The following is a 16,276-nucleotide window of genomic DNA, read 5'->3' on the forward strand; positions in this document are numbered from 1 at the left end:
GGTGGGGTAGAACTGGGCCACGGTCGGGCCTTCTACGAATGCCACATTATCTTTATAGGCCGAAACAAGTTTGTTCGGGTTGACCTGAGAGGTCTTTTTGATAAGCTTGAATAATGAAAGCGGTTTCTCCTCGCCGTCGATAACGAAAGAGCCGTTGAAGATTTTGTGGCGGCAGTGTTCGCTGTTGACCTGAGAGAAACCGAAAACTTCGCTGTCGGTGAGCGGACGGCCCAGACGTGTGCTGAGATCACGGAGATAATTTTCTTCCTCGACGCTCAGTGCCAGACCTTCACGCTTGTTGTATTCGGTGATGTCGGCGATGTGTTCGATCGGAGCCGCTGTGTTGTTTGTTGTAAACACTCTGGAATTCAATCCGTCATAGAGACGTGATAGCATTTTGTCAAAGACGGGTTCACCTGATCCTACCTTGTGGAATTCTTCGATGCGGGTGATTCCCTCTATTCCCATGTTTTGAGTGATTTCAACCGCATTGGTACTCCAAGGAGTTATCATTTCCTTGCGAGGACCAATGAAACGACCTTTAACTGAGGTTGATGAGAGCGGAGAGGCACCGTCGAAGAGCCATGCAAGTTTCTCTTTTTCCGAATCTGAAAACTTGTGGGTAGTTTCTACGGCATAAATAAGGTTAGCACCTTTTTTGAAAAATACGACCATAGTGTAATATGCGATGATTGGTGTAAAATCTGGTGTTACGCGGGGTTCCCGACAATGGGTAGCCCACGGCAAAGTTACGATAAATCTCCCATTTAACCAAGTATTAAATTTGAGAATTTTGCGTAACTTTGCAGCCTCTCACGCGGGAGCTTCCGCGTGGGTCTGATGGAACAATTGATACCTACGAAATATCCAAAATTCAGTTTATGAAAAGAAAAACAGGTGTGCTTTTCGACCTTGACGGTGTCCTGGTTGACAGCGAAGGCGAATATACTAAATTCTGGGGTGGGATGGGACGCCGCTATGACGTTGGCGGCGAGACATTTGCCAGTGACATAAAGGGTACGACGCTTACCGAGATCCTCAAGGCTTTCCCTGAACGCGAGCGTGAAGGAATTGTCAGAGAGCTGCATGAGTTCGAGAAGGATATGACTTATCCATGGATTGCCGGGGCAGAGGCCTTTGTCAAGTCACTTGCCGCAGCCGGAATTCCGTTTGCTATTGTCACGAGCAGTGACGAGGTGAAAATGAGCTATCTCTTTAAAGCTCACCCGGAGCTGAAAGAGATGGTCGGCGCTCTTGTCACCGCCGGACTTGTGACCAACAGCAAACCTGATCCTGAAGGCTATCTCAAAGGCGCCTCCATGATCGGTGTGCCGATTGAGGATTGCTTTGTTTTTGAGGATTCAATGCAGGGGCTTGAGGCCGGACGCCGCTCAGGGGCGACTGTCATCGGGCTTGCGACCACCAATTCGCGTGAGCGCATTAACGGCAAAGCCTGCAAAATCATTGATGACTTCGCAGGCTTTACGGTAGATGACATGTCGGCGGCCCGTGAGTGAGCCGTCGGTGTGCTCATTTATTTCATTGCTTTGAAACTCATGTCAAGACCTTTGACAGAGTGGGTCAGCGCGCCGACAGAGATGAAATCGACTCCACATTCGCCATAGGCACGGAGAGTGTCGAGGGTGATACCGCCCGATGATTCGATCTCGGTGCGTCCGTTGATGAGGCGTACTGCCTCACGGGTGCGTTCGGGAGTGAAGTTGTCAAGCATGATGCGGTCCACACCGGCTTCAAGTGCCTGACGGATCTCATCTTCATTGCGGACTTCCAGCTCGATTTTCAGATCTTTGCCCTTTTCAGCAAGGTATTTGCGGGCTGCGCTGACGGCCTGAGGTATGCCACCGGCAAAGTCAACATGGTTGTCTTTGATCAGGATCATGTCAAAGAGGCCGATGCGGTGATTGCATCCGCCGCCGATCTTTACGGCTTCTTTCTCAAGCATGCGCATTCCCGGAGTGGTCTTGCGGGTGTCAAGAACTTTGGTCTTGAGACCTTCGAGTTTCTGCTGATACTTGGCGGTCTGAGTGGCGATGCCGCTCATGCGCTGCATGATGTTGAGCATGACGCGCTCGGTCTGAAGAAGCGACCGGACACTGCCTTCGACTTCAAAAGCGATGTCGCCGGGTTTGACATGTGAGCCGTCTTTGATAAAGACGGTCATTTTTAACTGAGGATCGAATTTCTCGAACACCTTGCGCGCGATTTCAACACCGGCGAGGATGCCCTCTTCTTTTACAATGAGGTGTTGCTTGCCTTGCTCTTCGGCAGGAATTGTACTGAGAGTGGTGTGGTCTCCGTCACCGACATCTTCTGCGAATGCAAGATTGAGGAGATCGTCGATAAGTTCGTCTTTAGTTTTCATATCTTGAATGTATAAATAATTGAATCATGAAAATAACATTAATAGCAGTCGGGAAGACTTCAACCGATTACATCGAGCGGGCCATCGCCGAGTATGTAAAGCGGGTCAACCGTTATATCCCGATGGAACTTTGTGTCATTCCGGACATCAAGGCTGCCAAAGGGCTTTCGGAAGACAGTCAGAAACAGCGCGAGGGACAGGCCATACTTGCTGCTTTGCAGCCGGGTGACATGGTGGTCCTTCTTGACGAACGCGGCAAAGAGTTCACTTCAAGAGAATTCTCGACAATGATCGAGCGCCGCATGGTTCAGGGGCTGAAACGTCTTGTTTTCGTCATCGGTGGCCCTTACGGTTTTTCCAAAGAGGTCTATTCGCGTGCTGACGACAAACTGTCGCTGTCACGCATGACTTTCACTCACGAAATGGTCCGTCTGTTTTTTACCGAGCAGCTTTACCGTGCAATGACAATCATGCGCGGCGAGCCGTATCATCACGACTAAGCGACTTTATACAGCAGCCAGACAAAGGCCAGGGCAAAGGCCGTATAGATGGCGGTAGCTCTCAGGAAGAGAGCCCACCGCCTTTTTTTGCGGCCTGACATATAGGTATAGAGTCCTCCTCCGAGGACTCCGAATCCGATGCAATAGGCAATCCAAAAGCCGACACTTCCCATAGCCATATCAATGTCGGGATGATTTAGCTCCTTTTACTCCGCCTTTCACGCCGCCTGACATCGAGAAGATGTTCTGGTCATAGCTGACAGTTTTCTGGCTCTGTTCGCGTTTGCGCTTCAATGCAAGTTGTACGAGGCGGTCCATCAGTTTGTCAAACGTCAGACCTGTGGCTTCCCAAAGGTAGAATGAGAGGGAACCGGGGATTGTGTTGATCTCGTTGACGAATATCTCATTGCTGTCATCGTCGACAATGAAGTCGATGCGGCTTACTCCGTGGCAGCTCAGAACACGGAATGTCTCTCCGGCAAGATAGCGGATGCGGTCTGTCATGTCAGCAGGCAGTTCGGCGGGAATCCGTTTCTGTGATGCCTGCATTCCTTTAGCGCCCTTTGTGCCTCCCATGTATTTGTCTTCATATGAAAGGATCTCGGCGCTCTTGATCGGTTCTTCAAGGACGGAGGATTCATATTCGTCACAGTCGCCGAGCACTGAACAGTTGATTTCTTTAAGATTGTCGACCATGTGCTCGACGATGAGACGTGAGCTGTATTTCTGGGCGATGTCTACTTTTTCGATGAGCTGTTCTCTGTTTCCGGCGCGGCTGATTCCGACGCTTGATCCGAGGTTTGCGGGTTTGACGATTACGGGATAGCCGATTTTCTCTTCGATCTTTCCGATAAGTTCGTCGCGCTGTTTGAACCACTGCTTGTCTGTGAACCAGACATAGTCAATGACCGGTACACCGGATTCGCGCAGAATCATCTTCATGGTTATTTTATCCATGCCGTTGGCGCTTGCGAGAGTGTCGCATCCTGCATAGGGGATTCCGATTGTTTCCAGAACGCCCTCGAAGATGCCGTCTTCAACGTTTGTGCCGTGAAGGACGGGGATGGCTACGTCAAGGGTACAGACCGGACCTTTGTTTCCGAACAGACCGCCTTTCTGAGCGCGATAGAGATTATAATCGCCATAGACCGGTTTCAGATAGACTTCGGTGCATTTCGCGAGCAGCGAAGGGATGTCGCGGTAGTTGGCGATTTCAAACAGAGCATCTCCTGTGTAGAAGCGGCCTTGTTTGGTAATATATATAGGTGTGACATCATACTTGTCGCGATTTATGGCGTGCATGGCCTGAGATGCCGAGATGACAGAGATTTCATGCTCGGTAGAGCGTCCGCCAAAGAAGACTCCGATGTTTGTTTTCATATTGTTGTTCGTATAGGGGATATATCAGAATTGTTGTTTCGGGTTATTTGAACGTGTCGGGAAGATCGTTTTCATACAGTATCGTATCTCCCGGCTTCAGGATTGTCGCCAATAGTTGCTGGGCGTCATTGAAAGAGTCGACGAGATGGACTTCCAGTGTTGACGCTCCTGCGGATTCGATGCCGGATGAAATTGCATCACGGTTGTAGTTTCCGACAATGATGGCGATGTCGGCTGACGAGGCGATGTGTTCTCCGAACCTGGCGTTGAGCTCTTCCTGGCGTTCTCCGAGTTCGATCATTCCTGGGGTGACTATGATGCGCCGACCTCCGGTCATCATTTTCAAGACATCAAGGGCCATTTTCGATCCTGTCGGGTTGGAGTTGAAGGCATCATCTATGATTGTCACTCCTCCGGGAGTGCGTTTCATGTTCAGGCGGTGTTCCACTTGCTCGATGTCATTCACGGCATAGCGGATTTTGTCGACCGGAACGTTCAGTCTGAGGGCCACGATGATCGCCGCCAGAAGGTTTGACACGTTGCATTCGCCGACAAGCCGTGTCGAGAAATCCATTTTCTCGCCCTCCGGAGTGACTACTGTGAATGAAGTGCCGTGAGGAGTATATAGGATATTTTCGGCTGTGTATCGGGCGTCTTCACGATCGCTCACTGCATAGCGGATGCAATCCACGTTGTCGACCTTGCGGTTTGCCACAAAAGGAAAGTCGTTGTTGACAACGGCGAGACCGTCGGACGGGAGCGAGTCAATCAGCTCGAATTTTGTCCGCTGGACGTTTTCGATTGTCTTGAATGATTCAAGGTGCTGTTCGCCGACAGCTGTCACAATTCCGACCGACGGATGGACCAGATCGCAGATCTCCTTGATGTCGCCCGGCTGTTTGGCACCCATTTCGACGATAAACACTTCGTTGTATGGCTTGAGATATTCTCTTACGGTGCGGATGACCCCCATTGTGGTGTTGAAACTGCCCGGCGTCATCATCACGTCATATTTCTCTGACAATATGCGGTTGAGATAGTGCTTGGTGCTGGTCTTGCCGTAGCTTCCTGTGACACCGATGATCTTCAGGTCAGGCATGCTGTGGAGTATGCGCTCCGCGTCCTGATAATATTTGCGGTTGATATTTGCCTCGATCGGTTTGAGCAGCCAGTTTGCGGCCATTGTGAAGCATTGAGAGAAGCAGAAGATGCCGAGGACTGTCGCAGCTGCGATGACAAGCGAATAGCCGCAGTGAAAGCAGATGAACATTACGGCGCCAAACAGTATCGCAGCCAGAATGAGCATTGTCGCAAGGATGCGCGTGGCCCGTTGGGTCATCACAAGCGGTTTTTTATATTTCTTTCTGGCGAGGATCGCGATGTTGATCAGCGATACCAAGCTGATAAGGCCGAGAGACACCGCCCATGGTGAAAGGGTTGAGAGAGAGGCAAGCAACACGGCGCCGCTGATCAGTCTCATGGTTGAGGTGCTGTCCTGCGAAGTGGTAAGCCAGCGTTCATACCGTTCGTTGCGATATGAATTCTGCTGAAGCATCATTAGCTGCCGTCTGAATTCAAATACAAGGGCGATGGCAGCTATAACAATTGTAATGTATGCAAACATTTGTGGATTCATTTCTTATTTTGTGCTCAGGAAACTGCGTAGAACGGCGGCAAACTGAACCGGATTATCAAGAAAACTGTAATGGCCGCAACCGGGAAAAGAGACCAGACCTGCATCCGGAATGAGTTTTTCCATCTTTCGGGCATCTTTGATCGGTGTCGCGGTGTCATTTTCGCCCCAGATCAGGAGGGTAGGGGCTTTGATCAGGTGAAGTCGGTCGGTGAGGTCTTCGTTGACCACTTTTGATAATATGCGGCGCATCATCGGAGAGGCTCCTGCATAGTCGCTTGACCCGGCTTTGGCTCTTCGCCTGTCGAGGCGGCGCTCGGCTTCGTCACGACCGAAAACCAGATACATCATCCGCTTGATGGCCTTAAATGTATAGACTTTCCAATAGTATTTCAAAGTTCGCCGCGGCTTGATACCGGCGGCATCGACCAGAATGAGTCTGCTGACGGGATTGCGCGAGGAATATAGAATTCCGACACGTCCTCCAAAGGAGTGTCCGAGCAATACAGGGGGAGTCGCGAGATTTAAAGTAGAGATCAGATGCTCGATCATGCGGGTGTAGAGTTCCACACCCCAGACTTCGTCCGGTTCTTCCGACTGGCCGAAACCCGGAAAATCGACGTTAATCACACGAAATCCGCAGTCAAGTGCCGTCCGCTCAATGGACGCAAGGGTCGAATGGTTGCAACCCCAGCCGTGCATAAGCAGAATTGTGTCCGGTCCCTGACCATTGTCTGTGAAGTGGATTCGTTGTTTGTCAAAAATGATTTCCTTATCCATCTGTATTGCTAATTGACTTGCAAAATTATGAAAAAGCAATGAATAAACACGCTTGTCAAGCCAAAAAGTTTGAGGCCTTAATCTTCCTTTGGATTTTTGGGTTGTGTTTTTTCGAACCCTACATATCATTGATCAGCACTTCCATGGGCAACAGGTCCAAAAACAGTTGCGTTTTTGAGATATATTGAATGAAAAAGCAGGTGCCTACGGCATTGCATAATTGCGCCATAAGCACCTGAAATGTATTGTATATCGGATAGATTAAGAGGTTTAAAATCTGAGCGAAAGTTTTGAGGTGGATATGGATCTGAATTGAAGGAGCATAGCTCGCTATGCTCCTTTCTCATTTACAACAATTTATCTAAAAGATATACCACTCAGATTTTAACTCTTGTTGTTAAACAACGACCTCTAATTCTTGTCAGTCGCTTTGCCTGTTGCATTGTCGATCTCGAAATCTGCGTTATAATAGACTTCGGATGTCTGACCGGCGTTGGTGACAGTTTCCTCTCCGTCCTTTGTGACAGCTATGGTTATACGGGTTGTCCCGTCTTCGATAAGCAGATTTCTCACAGTTCTATATGTGTAGCCTTCCGGGATCTGAGATTTTGCATCTTCAATTCCTTTGGCTATCATGTTCATGTCGAGAGCTTTCAGATCTATCGGCGATTTGTTTGGTTTGTCGCTGCTACTGTCAAGTGCGGAAACCTCACCATCGAATTGGAAATTTTGGGAATAAGTCTGTGTCCGGTCTGCATTTAGCATCTTTACATTTGCAAATAGGGCTTTTCCTGAAAGCTCTTCAATCTCAAAAAGACCAATGGCGTAAACCGGCATTTTTTCAGTGTCGCATTTGGAAAGCAACATTTCTTTGACATCGTTGAGTGTCCGGACATCCGGAATGTCCTTGGCATTATCAAATGCAGAAGATTGTGTAGCTTCATTTAACATTTTGTTGATAGTTCTTTTGCACGATGACATACCGGCCAGCAGACAAACCGATACGAGGAGTAATAATACTTTTTTCATAATATGTAACTCTTAAAAATAGGTTATGCCGCAAAATTAACATATAATTCACATTTACCCCCCCCCGATTGGTTAAAGTGTGTTAATATGCATAAGATTTGGTTGGAATCGTTATATTTGCAATATAAATCTGTAATTATTACCACTTTGAGCGGAATTGCTTACATATATGAGCTTGTGAATATCAAGGCTGAAGCGTTCGTCGAGCGGGTACAGTCACATCCGAATTTCGGTTTGATGTTTGCTGCCGTTTTGCTTGCCGTATGGCTCACGGGTCTGTTGCGCAGGTGGCAGTGGGCGTACCATTGGCAATCCAATAGCAAACTGTGGATCTTCGATGGTTGCAAGCCCGAATTGCGCCGCCGTATTCAGATTGTGATTGTCATGGTGGCCATGATCTGTTGCATTTTTATGCTCTTTATCCGATAGCCTATGAAGAAACGGATGGAAGATAAATATAAGTTTTATTTCTGGGACTACCTTTGGTGGACCGGAGAACGTTTGTATGAGTACAATTACCGTTGCACAGGAATTGGCATACTGCTGATGTATGTTACTTTTTTTATATATATGCCTGTTCTGTTTCTTTGTTCTTCTGTTGATGGCTCCTTGTCGATATTTGTGATGGCTTCCTATATTATATTGGTAATCGTGTCGTTGATATGGCCTGAGAAGATTTACGGACGCCGTAGGAGTAAGGCCGTTATGAAGCATTATGCAGATAGATACTTCAATCCTGCAAGAGGTTTTCTTCTTTTCTTCCTGCCGGTAATATTTATGGTAGGTGTGGAGATAATTTATTCAGTGATGGCGGCCAATCAATCGCCACAAGTATCTGCCGAATCGAACCGTGAGGCTATCCACAAGCTAATGGAGTATATTAAAACCGACTCTACACATATCCGCCGACAGGCATTCCGATATAATGGTGAGCCGTGAGCGAGAATGCGCGGGTTTACAGTGAGGGAAGACAGTTGTTGAATTCTGGTCAATACCACCCTTTCTTGTAAATTCGGACATTCGTGACCTTGCCGTCTTGAATTTCCACGTAACGGTTATCGGAAAAACTCCACGATTCGGTCAGTTTGTCATTGGTTTGAAATTCCGACTTGCGATAAGGCTCTCCCCATGCTGTAATAACCATTTCTTTGGTCATTCCGGGGGACACTTTCCTGAACGCTATCTGACGCCCGAAGTCCGTTCCATACTGTTTCTCCAGCATGGAAATCCGATTTTCGCTTACAAACTCATAAACTTCATCATCCATCGGGTTAGCTTCCACTCTGATCCCGTCAGTGCTCTCCATTATCAGGAATGCCCCCATACTATTCATTTTCAGACCTATATCAACGCAACGGAATTCAGCGCCTTCGGCAGGCCTCATGGTATCTCCGCTCTCGGTCTCCACCTTTTTGGAAAGCGACAGGAATTTCTGACCGATGTGTCTTTTCAGTTTCTCGTAGAATCCAAGGCATGTCATGCAGTAACGATATACGTTCGGATTATAGTAAATCTCGTCACCGCTTTCTTTTTCACGTAACAGAATGCAGCATCTGGTCATTTTAGTCCATACTTTCAGAACATCATAATATTTCCCAACCACAGCTGTTGCCGGGGTCACCTTGATGCCGTCCACTTTATATACCGGATGTTGTTCGTCATCAAAGAAATTGCCCGTGAAGAAAACCTCATGGTATCCCCCGCGGTCATCCATTGCTCCATGCATATAGAGAGTCTGACCGGGCAATGATGCAAATGTCCGGCTATCCACGTTTGCCAGACTGTCATAAGGCATAGCATTTTGCACGGTGTATTCTTTTACTCCGTTGTTTTGAGGACGGATGTTGAGTTGTGCCTCTGCATAGATGCTGCACCACAGAGATAATGCTATGAGTGAAATTATTCTCATGTTTGTTGTTTTAAAGGTTTGTTTAGAGTGTGTTTGATGTGGATGAATGTTTACTGTGTTGAGTCATGGTCAGGAATATGGTTATGCAATCTGTTCGATCCGACATTTCTGACATAAGGGGTAGGTGGCGACAAACGGTTCGATCCTTTGTTTCATTTCTGAGAATGAGGTGCCATAGAAATATAGAGCAGTCCATTCATTGGCTTCCCAATAGCTATATAAACATCCGATTCCATCCATTGCGGATTCCATCTGCATTATGACATGATTGATGTCGCAATTTTCGTAAACTTCATCCGGCAGTTCGGTCCCGTTGCCGTAATAAGCCAAACCTTCCAAAGTCCCTACTTCGATCTTTATTTCAGGCTCCGGACATGATAGGGCTGAACCTTTCGGAATACCAATCCTATTGACGATCTCAACCAGACGGTTCAGATTGTCCTGTTTATCGTCATTCAGATGAATATCTATGTCACAGGACATGATTTCCCCGGTATGTTGATTTTGCAGTGTGCCGCCACCGGTGACTTCTCCAAGATTTTCTTTTTCAAGAATATCTTGAAGCGCATCTTCCAGGCTGTGTCTGTGAATGGGTTGCAAACGCGAGTTCAGATTTAGTGTCAGTTCCATATAGCGGTTAATTTATTTGCGTAGATAATTAATTGATCTGCCGTTGAAATTCATTCGGGATGCCTTAAATAGTTTCGTCATGAAGGATCTCTGGCTGACGGTGTCCAATCGCAAAGGTACTAAAATTTGGCAGATTGCCGGCCAGGACACGAGTTTTTTATTCATGATGTCAAGTTACAGGTCATAGTTGCCGATAATCGGGCTTTAGAGTGCGTTTCTTAGTCTGTCAAATGAGGGGCCGTTTGCAATTTTGCAAGGTTTATCCGAGATTTTATAACAGTTATTTGGTGGTGTATAGCTATCTTTGCAGTAATTTCTGATGCCTTGGATATGGATTTTTGGCTCAGACCTGATCCTTTGTTCAATGAAAATATATTGAAAACGATGCTTTTTAAATTATCAAAACCAGTTGCTCCTTCTATTCTGCTTTTTGCAACAGCCTTATTTGTCTCATGTTCCGGTCATAGTCACTCGGATAGTCACTCTGCTGAAGCGCATGAGGCAGAGCATGAACACGAACATGATCATTCTGATGATATTGTTATGTCTCCCTCTGATGCACTTCGTTTCGGGGTGAAATCGGAGGCGATTGTAATGACGCCTTTTGCCGAGGTTGTCAAAACTGTCGGAGAGATTCTTCCGGCATCGTCTGACAGAGCGGTTGTCAGCGCTCCCACATCAGGAATTGTAAGGCTTGCACGAGGGATTGAGCTTGGAAAAAGTGTTCGTTCAGGCGAGGTTATTGCTTCCGTGTCGGCCAAAAATGTCAGTGGCGGCGATGTCAATGCGGCTGCCAATGCAAATCTTCAGGCTGCAAAACGAGAACTTGACAGACTCGAACCGCTCCTGAAAGACGGTATCGTCACCCAGAAAGACTATAATGAAGCCTTGAGGGCCTATGAAGAGGCCAAAAGCGCTTTCAGCCCGGTTGCAGCCGGAGGAAGTGCGGTTGCGGGTATTCAGGGTGTGATTTCTGAATTGTCGGTCAATGACGGTTCTTATGTCGAAGCCGGTCAGACGATCGCTGTCATCGGGCGCAATTCCCGCCTGACATTGCGGGCTTTGCTTCCTGCCGCAGAGACCGCCTTCCTGCCTAAAGTTGCCACAGCCAATTTCCGGCCTTCGAGAGGAGGTGAGATGGTGTCATTGGCTGACCGTAACAGTTCGATTTTATCGTCATCTTCCACCGGCACCACTTTGCCGGGCTATGTTGCGGTATATTTCTCGTTTGACAGCAATGGCGATGTAGTTCCGGGCATGCCTGCCGAAGTCTATCTGATCGGAAAAAGCAAGGCTGAAGCTCTGGCAGTGCCGGTTGAGGCAGTGTCGGAACAGCAGGGTGAGAATTTTGTATATGTAAAGGTAGATGACCACGCCTATAAGAAACAACCTGTCACTTTGGGGCGCAGCGATGGCCGCAGAATTGAAGTGCTTTCAGGTGTCAATGAAGGTGATTCGGTCGTTACTTCCGGGGCGACATTTGTCAGACTGGCTGAAACTTCAACTGTTGTTCCGGAAGGTCACTCACATTCTCATTAATAGGGTCATATTATGCTTAACAGAATAATAAGATTTTCGCTTGACAACCGCCTGGCGGTCGTTGTCATCTCGGCGTTGTTGCTGATCTACGGGGCTATTGTGTTGCTCCGAACCGAAGTCGATATTTTTCCTGACCTTAATGCTCCTACGGTCGTTGTGATGACTGAAGCTCCGGGCATGGCTCCGGAAGAAATCGAAAGGGTGGTCACATATCCGGTTGAGACTTCCGTCAACGGTGCCACCGGTGTGCGTCGTGTCCGTTCGGCTTCGGCTACCGGACTTTCATCGGTGTGGGTCGAGTTTGACTGGGGCACGGATGTCTATCTTGCCCGTCAGATTGTAGCTGAAAAACTCTCTGAAATTGAAGGAACGCTTCCTCCCGGAGTGGGCAAGCCGACTCTCGGCCCTCAGTCGTCCATTCTTGGCGAGATCATGATCATCGGTCTGACGGCTGATTCGATTACATCGGCGGAAGAACTGCGCACCATCGCCGACAGCCGTATCCGTCCGAGGCTGCTGTCACTTTCAGGCGTTTCGTCTGTCTCGGTGATCGGAGGGGATGCCCGCGAATATCAGATATTGCTCGATCCCGCCGCCATGCAGCAGTATGGCGTTACTCTGACAGCCGTGCGTGATGCTGTCTCGCAGATGAACAGCAATGCATCCGGCGGAGTGATCTATCAGCATGGCAACGAGTATATAATAAAAGGTGATATCGCCACTTCGGATCTTGACAAAATCGGCAATACGGTTATTCTCACGAATGATGCCGGTATGCCTGTCAGACTTCGTGATATCGCTGAAATGAAAGTCGGTGCAGCGGAACCACGCCTCGGCACAGCTTCAGTCAATGCAACTCCGGCGGTATTGCTTACAGTGACAAAGCAGCCGGCGGTAGGTACGATCAATCTGACAGAGGAAATCGAGACATGTCTGGCCCAGTTGCAGAAAACAATGCCCTCTGACGTGGTCGTAAACACTGATATTTTCCGTCAGTCGGAATTCATATCCACCTCTATCAGCAATCTTCAGGAATCTCTTTTCATCGGTGCTATTTTTGTGATCGTGGTGTTGTTCTTCTTCCTGATGAATCTGCGCACTACTCTGATCTCGCTTGTTGCCCTTCCGCTGTCGATCATTGTTACTGTCCTTGTCCTGCATTGGCTGGATATGACAATCAACACAATGAGTCTCGGTGGCATTGCGATTGCCATCGGCTCTTTGGTCGATGATGCTATTGTCGATGTCGAAAATGTCTATAAGCGACTGAGAGAGAATCTCAAAAAAGGACAGTCTGTCATATCGGTGATTTATGAAGCCTCGAAAGAGGTGCGTCTGCCGATTTTCAACTCTTCGCTGATAATAATGGCCAGCTTCCTGCCGCTGTTCTTCCTTGACGGCATGGAAGGCCGCATGCTCAAGCCTCTTGGCATCTCGTTTATTGTAGCTCTTATAGCCTCTACAATTGTGGCGTTGACTGTGACTCCGGTACTATGTTCTTTTCTTCTCGGCAGCAAGAAAGCCATGCAGGCGCTTGACCGAGAGCCGAAATTCACCTGCTGGCTTCGCAGGGTCTATGACAAGGCTCTTGCATGGTCTTTTGATCACTCCAAGGCGATATTTGTTGCGACAGGACTGCTGCTGTTGTGTGCGTTAGGCACCTTCCTTACTCTCGGCAGAAGTTTCCTGCCTCCTTTCAATGAAGGGTCTCTTACAATCAATGTGAGCACTTTGCCGGGAATATCGCTTGAGGAAAGCGATCGTCTGGGCCGTGAAGCTGAAAAAATAATCCTTTCGATGCCGGAGATCTCCCTGACGGCCCGAAAGACCGGGCGAGCTGAACTTGACGAGCATTCATTGGGCGTCAACGTCTCTGAAATTGAAGCTCCTTACAAACTTGACAGCGGCCGCAGTCGTTCGGAACTTCTTGCGGATCTGCGTCACGAGCTCTCTCATCTGCCTGGTGTCAACGTGGAGATCGGACAGCCCATCTCTCATCGAATCGATGCAATGCTGTCCGGAACGGAATCTCAGATCGCCATAAAGATCTTTGGAGATGATCTTCAGCGGCTGTTCAATATCGGCAACAGAATAAAGAAACATATCTCTTCCGTTCCGGGTGTTGTCGACGTGAACATCGAGCAGCAGGTGGAACGTCCTCAACTCGACATCCGCCCCAAGCGTGAACTGCTTGCATATTATGGCGTGACCATGACGGAATTTGCCGATTTTATAAATGTGGCGCTTGCCGGTGAAAAGGTCTCGCAGGTCTATGAAAACGGCTTCCCCTATGATCTGACTTTGCGAATGGCTCCTTCAAGCCGCTCTACGATGGAAGACATCGCAGATCTTGCGATTGATACTCCCAAGGGCAAAGTTCCCCTGCGGGAGGTTGCGGATATCGTATCCGCTACCGGTCCGAATACCATCAACCGCGAAAATGTCAGCCGTCGTATTGTGGTTTCAGCCAATGTTTCTGACCGGGATCTGAAAGGTGTGGTGGATGACATTCGCGCAGAAATAGACGAGGAGATCCAGTTGCCTGAGGGCTACTTCATCACCTATGGCGGTCAGTTTGAGAATGAAGCAAAGGCTTCCGGAACTTTGGCTCTGGTTTCAGCCATCGCACTGGTCATCATATTTCTGTTGCTCTACGGGCAGTTCCACAGCGTGTCACGCTCCTGCATCATTCTCTTGAATATGCCGCTTGCTATAATAGGAGGTGTTTTCATGCTCAGATTAACAAGCGGAGAACTTAATATTCCCGCTATAATCGGGTTTATATCTCTGTTAGGTATCACCACCCGTAACGGCATGCTTCTGATGTCACGTTATGATCAGCTGCATCGGGAGGGGGTAGGTCTGATGGAGCGCATCAGGCTTGGTTCTTCTGACAGACTGAATCCGATTCTTATGACTGCCTTGAGTTCGGCTCTTGCCCTGATCCCCTTGGCTATTAACGGTGACAAACCGGGTAATGAGATCCAGTCCCCACTGGCAGTTGTAATCCTTGGTGGTTTGTTAACTTCAACAATACTTAATATCTTTGTAGTTCCGTTAGTGTATTATTATTCGCTTCGGAAGAAAGAAAACAGAGTCTAATTTGATATTCAAACTTATAGATGAAACTTCCAATATTAGCAGCATCATTCTTTTTGTCAGTGTTTTATGCCTCTGCTTCGGATTTTGACAGAGTGCTTGAGACCGTAGTTTCAAACAATCTGTCACTGAAGTATGCGGAATCTGAAAATAAGGCTGCAATTGCAGCGATGAAGGCCGAAAATACATTGGAGGCGCCGGAGATCGGATTTGAAAGCCTTTGGGGTGCTAAAGGAATAGGAGACAAGCGCAATTTCTCGATTTCACAGGGCTTCGACTGGCCCGGTGTGTATGCCGCCCGGCGTGATGCGATAAGAAAATCGCAGTCGGCAATGCAGTTCCTTCGTGAATCCTCACAGCTGGAAACACGTCAGGAAGTACGGCTGTTGCTCATTGATATAATCTACACCAAACAGCGCATTGCTTCGACTGAGAAGATCTGTGAAGGTCTGGCTTCAATGATGACTGCGTTCAAAAAGGCAATGGAAGAGGGCAATGAGACCCGTCTTGATTACAATAAGGCAGTTATAGAGAAAATTGCCGCCGAAAGAGAACTGAAGACATTGAAAGGTGAATATGCTTCGATGCTGGCGTCATTGCAGGTCCTAAACGGAGGATATGATGTGACAGATCTGGTCATGGCTCTTGGCGAGACTTATCCGGAAGCCGATCTTGCTTCCTTGCGTCCTGATTTGGAAAATCTTCGCGCCAAGGATCCTGCGATAGCCGCTGTGAAAGCTCAGGCGGAAGCTGAGAAATCACTTGTCAGAATGGAGAAAAGGTCTCTGCTGCCGGGATTCTCATTGAGCTATAATCACGAGTGGGAGATGGGCGACAGGTTCAATGGTTTTTCCATCTCGATGAGTCTGCCGTTTCTGACCGGGAAGAAAAATGTCAAAGCAGCGCTTCTGCGTTCACAGACTGCTGAGATGCAGCAGGAGATGGAACTGATACGGCTTTCGGCTGCCATGAGTGGCGATTATGATAAGGCACTGCAATTACGGGAACTTCTGAATCAGTATGAGGGTGTCATGAATGATGATTCCGATTTTGTGCTTTTGAAAAAGGCGTTTGACGGCGGACAGATCAATTTTCTGACCTATATGCAGGAACTGAACTTCTTCCTTGGTGCCAGACGCGATTTCCTTGAGACTCTCTATAATTATCATCAGACAGTCGCACGACTTCAGCGCTATAATTGAAAACATTGTTCTGTTCAGCCATGAAAATACTTTTGTCCCGTCAGGTCGGACTGACGGTTCTGATTACATTGGCGGGCTTGTCGGCGCTCGGAGCATCAGCTCAAAGCAAAGCCGTCGCAGCACCGATGGAAGACAGGAATCTTGTTGTTGACAATACGCTCGACAGTCTCAACAAGGTGCGTTTTTCACGTC

15 protein-coding genes and 1 pseudogene are annotated in these 16,276 nt (G+C 48.1%); 7 read left to right on the plus strand and 9 right to left on the minus strand.

What is annotated here, in order from left to right; all coding sequences use genetic code 11:
• Nucleotides 1-675: pseudogene (locus tag K2H17_RS03375) on the minus strand (phosphoribosylformylglycinamidine synthase); the annotation flags it as partial.
• Between the two features lie 206 nt (nucleotides 676-881).
• On the opposite strand from K2H17_RS03375, the gene K2H17_RS03380 reads away from it, so the two are divergent.
• A complete protein-coding gene (locus tag K2H17_RS03380; protein ID WP_300131419.1) occupies nucleotides 882-1,517 on the plus strand; it encodes an HAD-IA family hydrolase in 636 nt (211 codons plus the stop codon).
• 17 nt (nucleotides 1,518-1,534) lie between these two features.
• Here K2H17_RS03380 and nadC read toward each other — a convergent pair whose 3' ends face one another.
• The gene (gene nadC, locus K2H17_RS03385; RefSeq protein ID WP_300131422.1) at nucleotides 1,535-2,383 is read right to left on the minus strand and encodes a carboxylating nicotinate-nucleotide diphosphorylase; all 849 of its coding nucleotides are present in this window, start codon (nucleotides 2,381-2,383) and stop codon (nucleotides 1,535-1,537) included.
• Between the two features lie 26 nt (nucleotides 2,384-2,409).
• Between nadC and rlmH the strand changes: the two genes are divergently transcribed.
• Nucleotides 2,410-2,883: a 23S rRNA (pseudouridine(1915)-N(3))-methyltransferase RlmH gene (gene rlmH, locus K2H17_RS03390; protein ID WP_300131425.1), complete on the plus strand. Its 474-nt coding sequence runs from the start codon at nucleotides 2,410-2,412 to the stop codon at nucleotides 2,881-2,883.
• On the opposite strand, the gene K2H17_RS03395 is transcribed toward rlmH, so the two are convergent.
• The 5 genes from K2H17_RS03395 to K2H17_RS03415 all read right to left on the minus strand — a co-directional run bounded on the left by K2H17_RS03395 (nucleotide 2,880) and on the right by K2H17_RS03415 (nucleotide 7,627).
• Entirely contained in the window at nucleotides 2,880-3,062 is a 183-nt protein-coding gene (locus tag K2H17_RS03395; protein ID WP_300131428.1) for a hypothetical protein, read from the minus strand. The genes rlmH and K2H17_RS03395 overlap by 4 nt on opposite strands.
• Nucleotide 3,063: 1 nt before the next feature.
• Nucleotides 3,064-4,263: a D-alanine--D-alanine ligase family protein gene (locus tag K2H17_RS03400; RefSeq protein WP_300131430.1), complete on the minus strand. Its 1,200-nt coding sequence runs from the start codon at nucleotides 4,261-4,263 to the stop codon at nucleotides 3,064-3,066.
• Between the two features lie 43 nt (nucleotides 4,264-4,306).
• On the minus strand, nucleotides 4,307-5,887 hold the full coding sequence (murF, locus tag K2H17_RS03405; protein ID WP_300131433.1) for a UDP-N-acetylmuramoyl-tripeptide--D-alanyl-D-alanine ligase: 1,581 nt from the start codon (nucleotides 5,885-5,887) through the stop codon (nucleotides 4,307-4,309).
• A gap of 15 nt (nucleotides 5,888-5,902) precedes the next feature.
• Nucleotides 5,903-6,676, minus strand: coding sequence for an alpha/beta hydrolase (locus tag K2H17_RS03410; RefSeq protein ID WP_300131435.1), 774 nt, complete (start codon nucleotides 6,674-6,676; stop codon nucleotides 5,903-5,905).
• Between the two features lie 411 nt (nucleotides 6,677-7,087).
• A complete protein-coding gene (locus K2H17_RS03415) occupies nucleotides 7,088-7,627 on the minus strand; it encodes a hypothetical protein (RefSeq protein ID WP_300131438.1) in 540 nt (179 codons plus the stop codon).
• A gap of 165 nt (nucleotides 7,628-7,792) precedes the next feature.
• Between K2H17_RS03415 and K2H17_RS03420 the strand changes: the two genes are divergently transcribed.
• A complete protein-coding gene (locus tag K2H17_RS03420) occupies nucleotides 7,793-8,134 on the plus strand; it encodes an immunity 17 family protein (RefSeq protein ID WP_300131440.1) in 342 nt (113 codons plus the stop codon).
• A gap of 15 nt (nucleotides 8,135-8,149) precedes the next feature.
• Complete coding sequence (locus K2H17_RS03425; protein WP_300131442.1) at nucleotides 8,150-8,644, plus strand: hypothetical protein; 495 nt, start codon at nucleotides 8,150-8,152, stop codon at nucleotides 8,642-8,644.
• Nucleotides 8,645-8,693: 49 nt separating this feature from the next.
• Here the strand turns inward: K2H17_RS03425 and K2H17_RS03430 are convergent, their stop codons facing one another.
• Both K2H17_RS03430 and K2H17_RS03435 read right to left on the minus strand, forming a co-directional pair.
• Nucleotides 8,694-9,614: a hypothetical protein gene (locus K2H17_RS03430; RefSeq protein WP_300131444.1), complete on the minus strand. Its 921-nt coding sequence runs from the start codon at nucleotides 9,612-9,614 to the stop codon at nucleotides 8,694-8,696.
• An 81-nt stretch (nucleotides 9,615-9,695) separates the two neighbouring features.
• A complete protein-coding gene (locus tag K2H17_RS03435; protein WP_300131447.1) occupies nucleotides 9,696-10,244 on the minus strand; it encodes a hypothetical protein in 549 nt (182 codons plus the stop codon).
• A 543-nt stretch (nucleotides 10,245-10,787) separates the two neighbouring features.
• Between K2H17_RS03435 and K2H17_RS03440 the strand changes: the two genes are divergently transcribed.
• From K2H17_RS03440 to K2H17_RS03450, 3 genes are read left to right on the plus strand one after another with little or no spacing between them, the layout of a single operon-like run.
• On the plus strand, nucleotides 10,788-11,783 hold the full coding sequence (locus K2H17_RS03440) for an efflux RND transporter periplasmic adaptor subunit (RefSeq protein ID WP_300131450.1): 996 nt from the start codon (nucleotides 10,788-10,790) through the stop codon (nucleotides 11,781-11,783).
• Nucleotides 11,784-11,795: 12 nt separating this feature from the next.
• Nucleotides 11,796-14,885 (plus strand): efflux RND transporter permease subunit, encoded by a 3,090-nt coding sequence (locus K2H17_RS03445; protein ID WP_300131453.1) that lies wholly within the window; start codon nucleotides 11,796-11,798, stop codon nucleotides 14,883-14,885.
• Nucleotides 14,886-14,905: 20 nt separating this feature from the next.
• Nucleotides 14,906-16,084: a TolC family protein gene (locus K2H17_RS03450; RefSeq protein ID WP_300131454.1), complete on the plus strand. Its 1,179-nt coding sequence runs from the start codon at nucleotides 14,906-14,908 to the stop codon at nucleotides 16,082-16,084.
• The last annotated feature ends 192 nt before the right edge of the window (nucleotides 16,085-16,276 follow it).

Origin of the sequence: Duncaniella sp., from assembly GCF_029054785.1 — a bacterium.
Classification (GTDB): domain Bacteria; phylum Bacteroidota; class Bacteroidia; order Bacteroidales; family Muribaculaceae; genus Duncaniella.

Coding starts and splice junctions, on each gene's coding strand:
- murF (WP_300131433.1), bottom strand. CDS start 5,887: ATGTTTGCATACATTACAATTGTTATAGCTGCCATCGCCCTTGTATTT.
- K2H17_RS03450 (WP_300131454.1), top strand. CDS start 14,906: ATGAAACTTCCAATATTAGCAGCATCATTCTTTTTGTCAGTGTTTTAT.
- K2H17_RS03425 (WP_300131442.1), top strand. CDS start 8,150: ATGGAAGATAAATATAAGTTTTATTTCTGGGACTACCTTTGGTGGACC.
- K2H17_RS03415 (WP_300131438.1), bottom strand. CDS start 7,627: ATGTTAAATGAAGCTACACAATCTTCTGCATTTGATAATGCCAAGGAC.
- K2H17_RS03410 (WP_300131435.1), bottom strand. CDS start 6,676: ATGGATAAGGAAATCATTTTTGACAAACAACGAATCCACTTCACAGAC.
- K2H17_RS03395 (WP_300131428.1), bottom strand. CDS start 3,062: ATGGCTATGGGAAGTGTCGGCTTTTGGATTGCCTATTGCATCGGATTC.
- K2H17_RS03400 (WP_300131430.1), bottom strand. CDS start 4,263: ATGAAAACAAACATCGGAGTCTTCTTTGGCGGACGCTCTACCGAGCAT.
- K2H17_RS03440 (WP_300131450.1), top strand. CDS start 10,788: ATGTCTCCCTCTGATGCACTTCGTTTCGGGGTGAAATCGGAGGCGATT.
- rlmH (WP_300131425.1), top strand. CDS start 2,410: ATGAAAATAACATTAATAGCAGTCGGGAAGACTTCAACCGATTACATC.
- K2H17_RS03420 (WP_300131440.1), top strand. CDS start 7,793: ATGCATAAGATTTGGTTGGAATCGTTATATTTGCAATATAAATCTGTA.
- K2H17_RS03435 (WP_300131447.1), bottom strand. CDS start 10,244: ATGGAACTGACACTAAATCTGAACTCGCGTTTGCAACCCATTCACAGA.
- nadC (WP_300131422.1), bottom strand. CDS start 2,383: ATGAAAACTAAAGACGAACTTATCGACGATCTCCTCAATCTTGCATTC.
- K2H17_RS03445 (WP_300131453.1), top strand. CDS start 11,796: ATGCTTAACAGAATAATAAGATTTTCGCTTGACAACCGCCTGGCGGTC.
- K2H17_RS03430 (WP_300131444.1), bottom strand. CDS start 9,614: ATGAGAATAATTTCACTCATAGCATTATCTCTGTGGTGCAGCATCTAT.
- K2H17_RS03380 (WP_300131419.1), top strand. CDS start 882: ATGAAAAGAAAAACAGGTGTGCTTTTCGACCTTGACGGTGTCCTGGTT.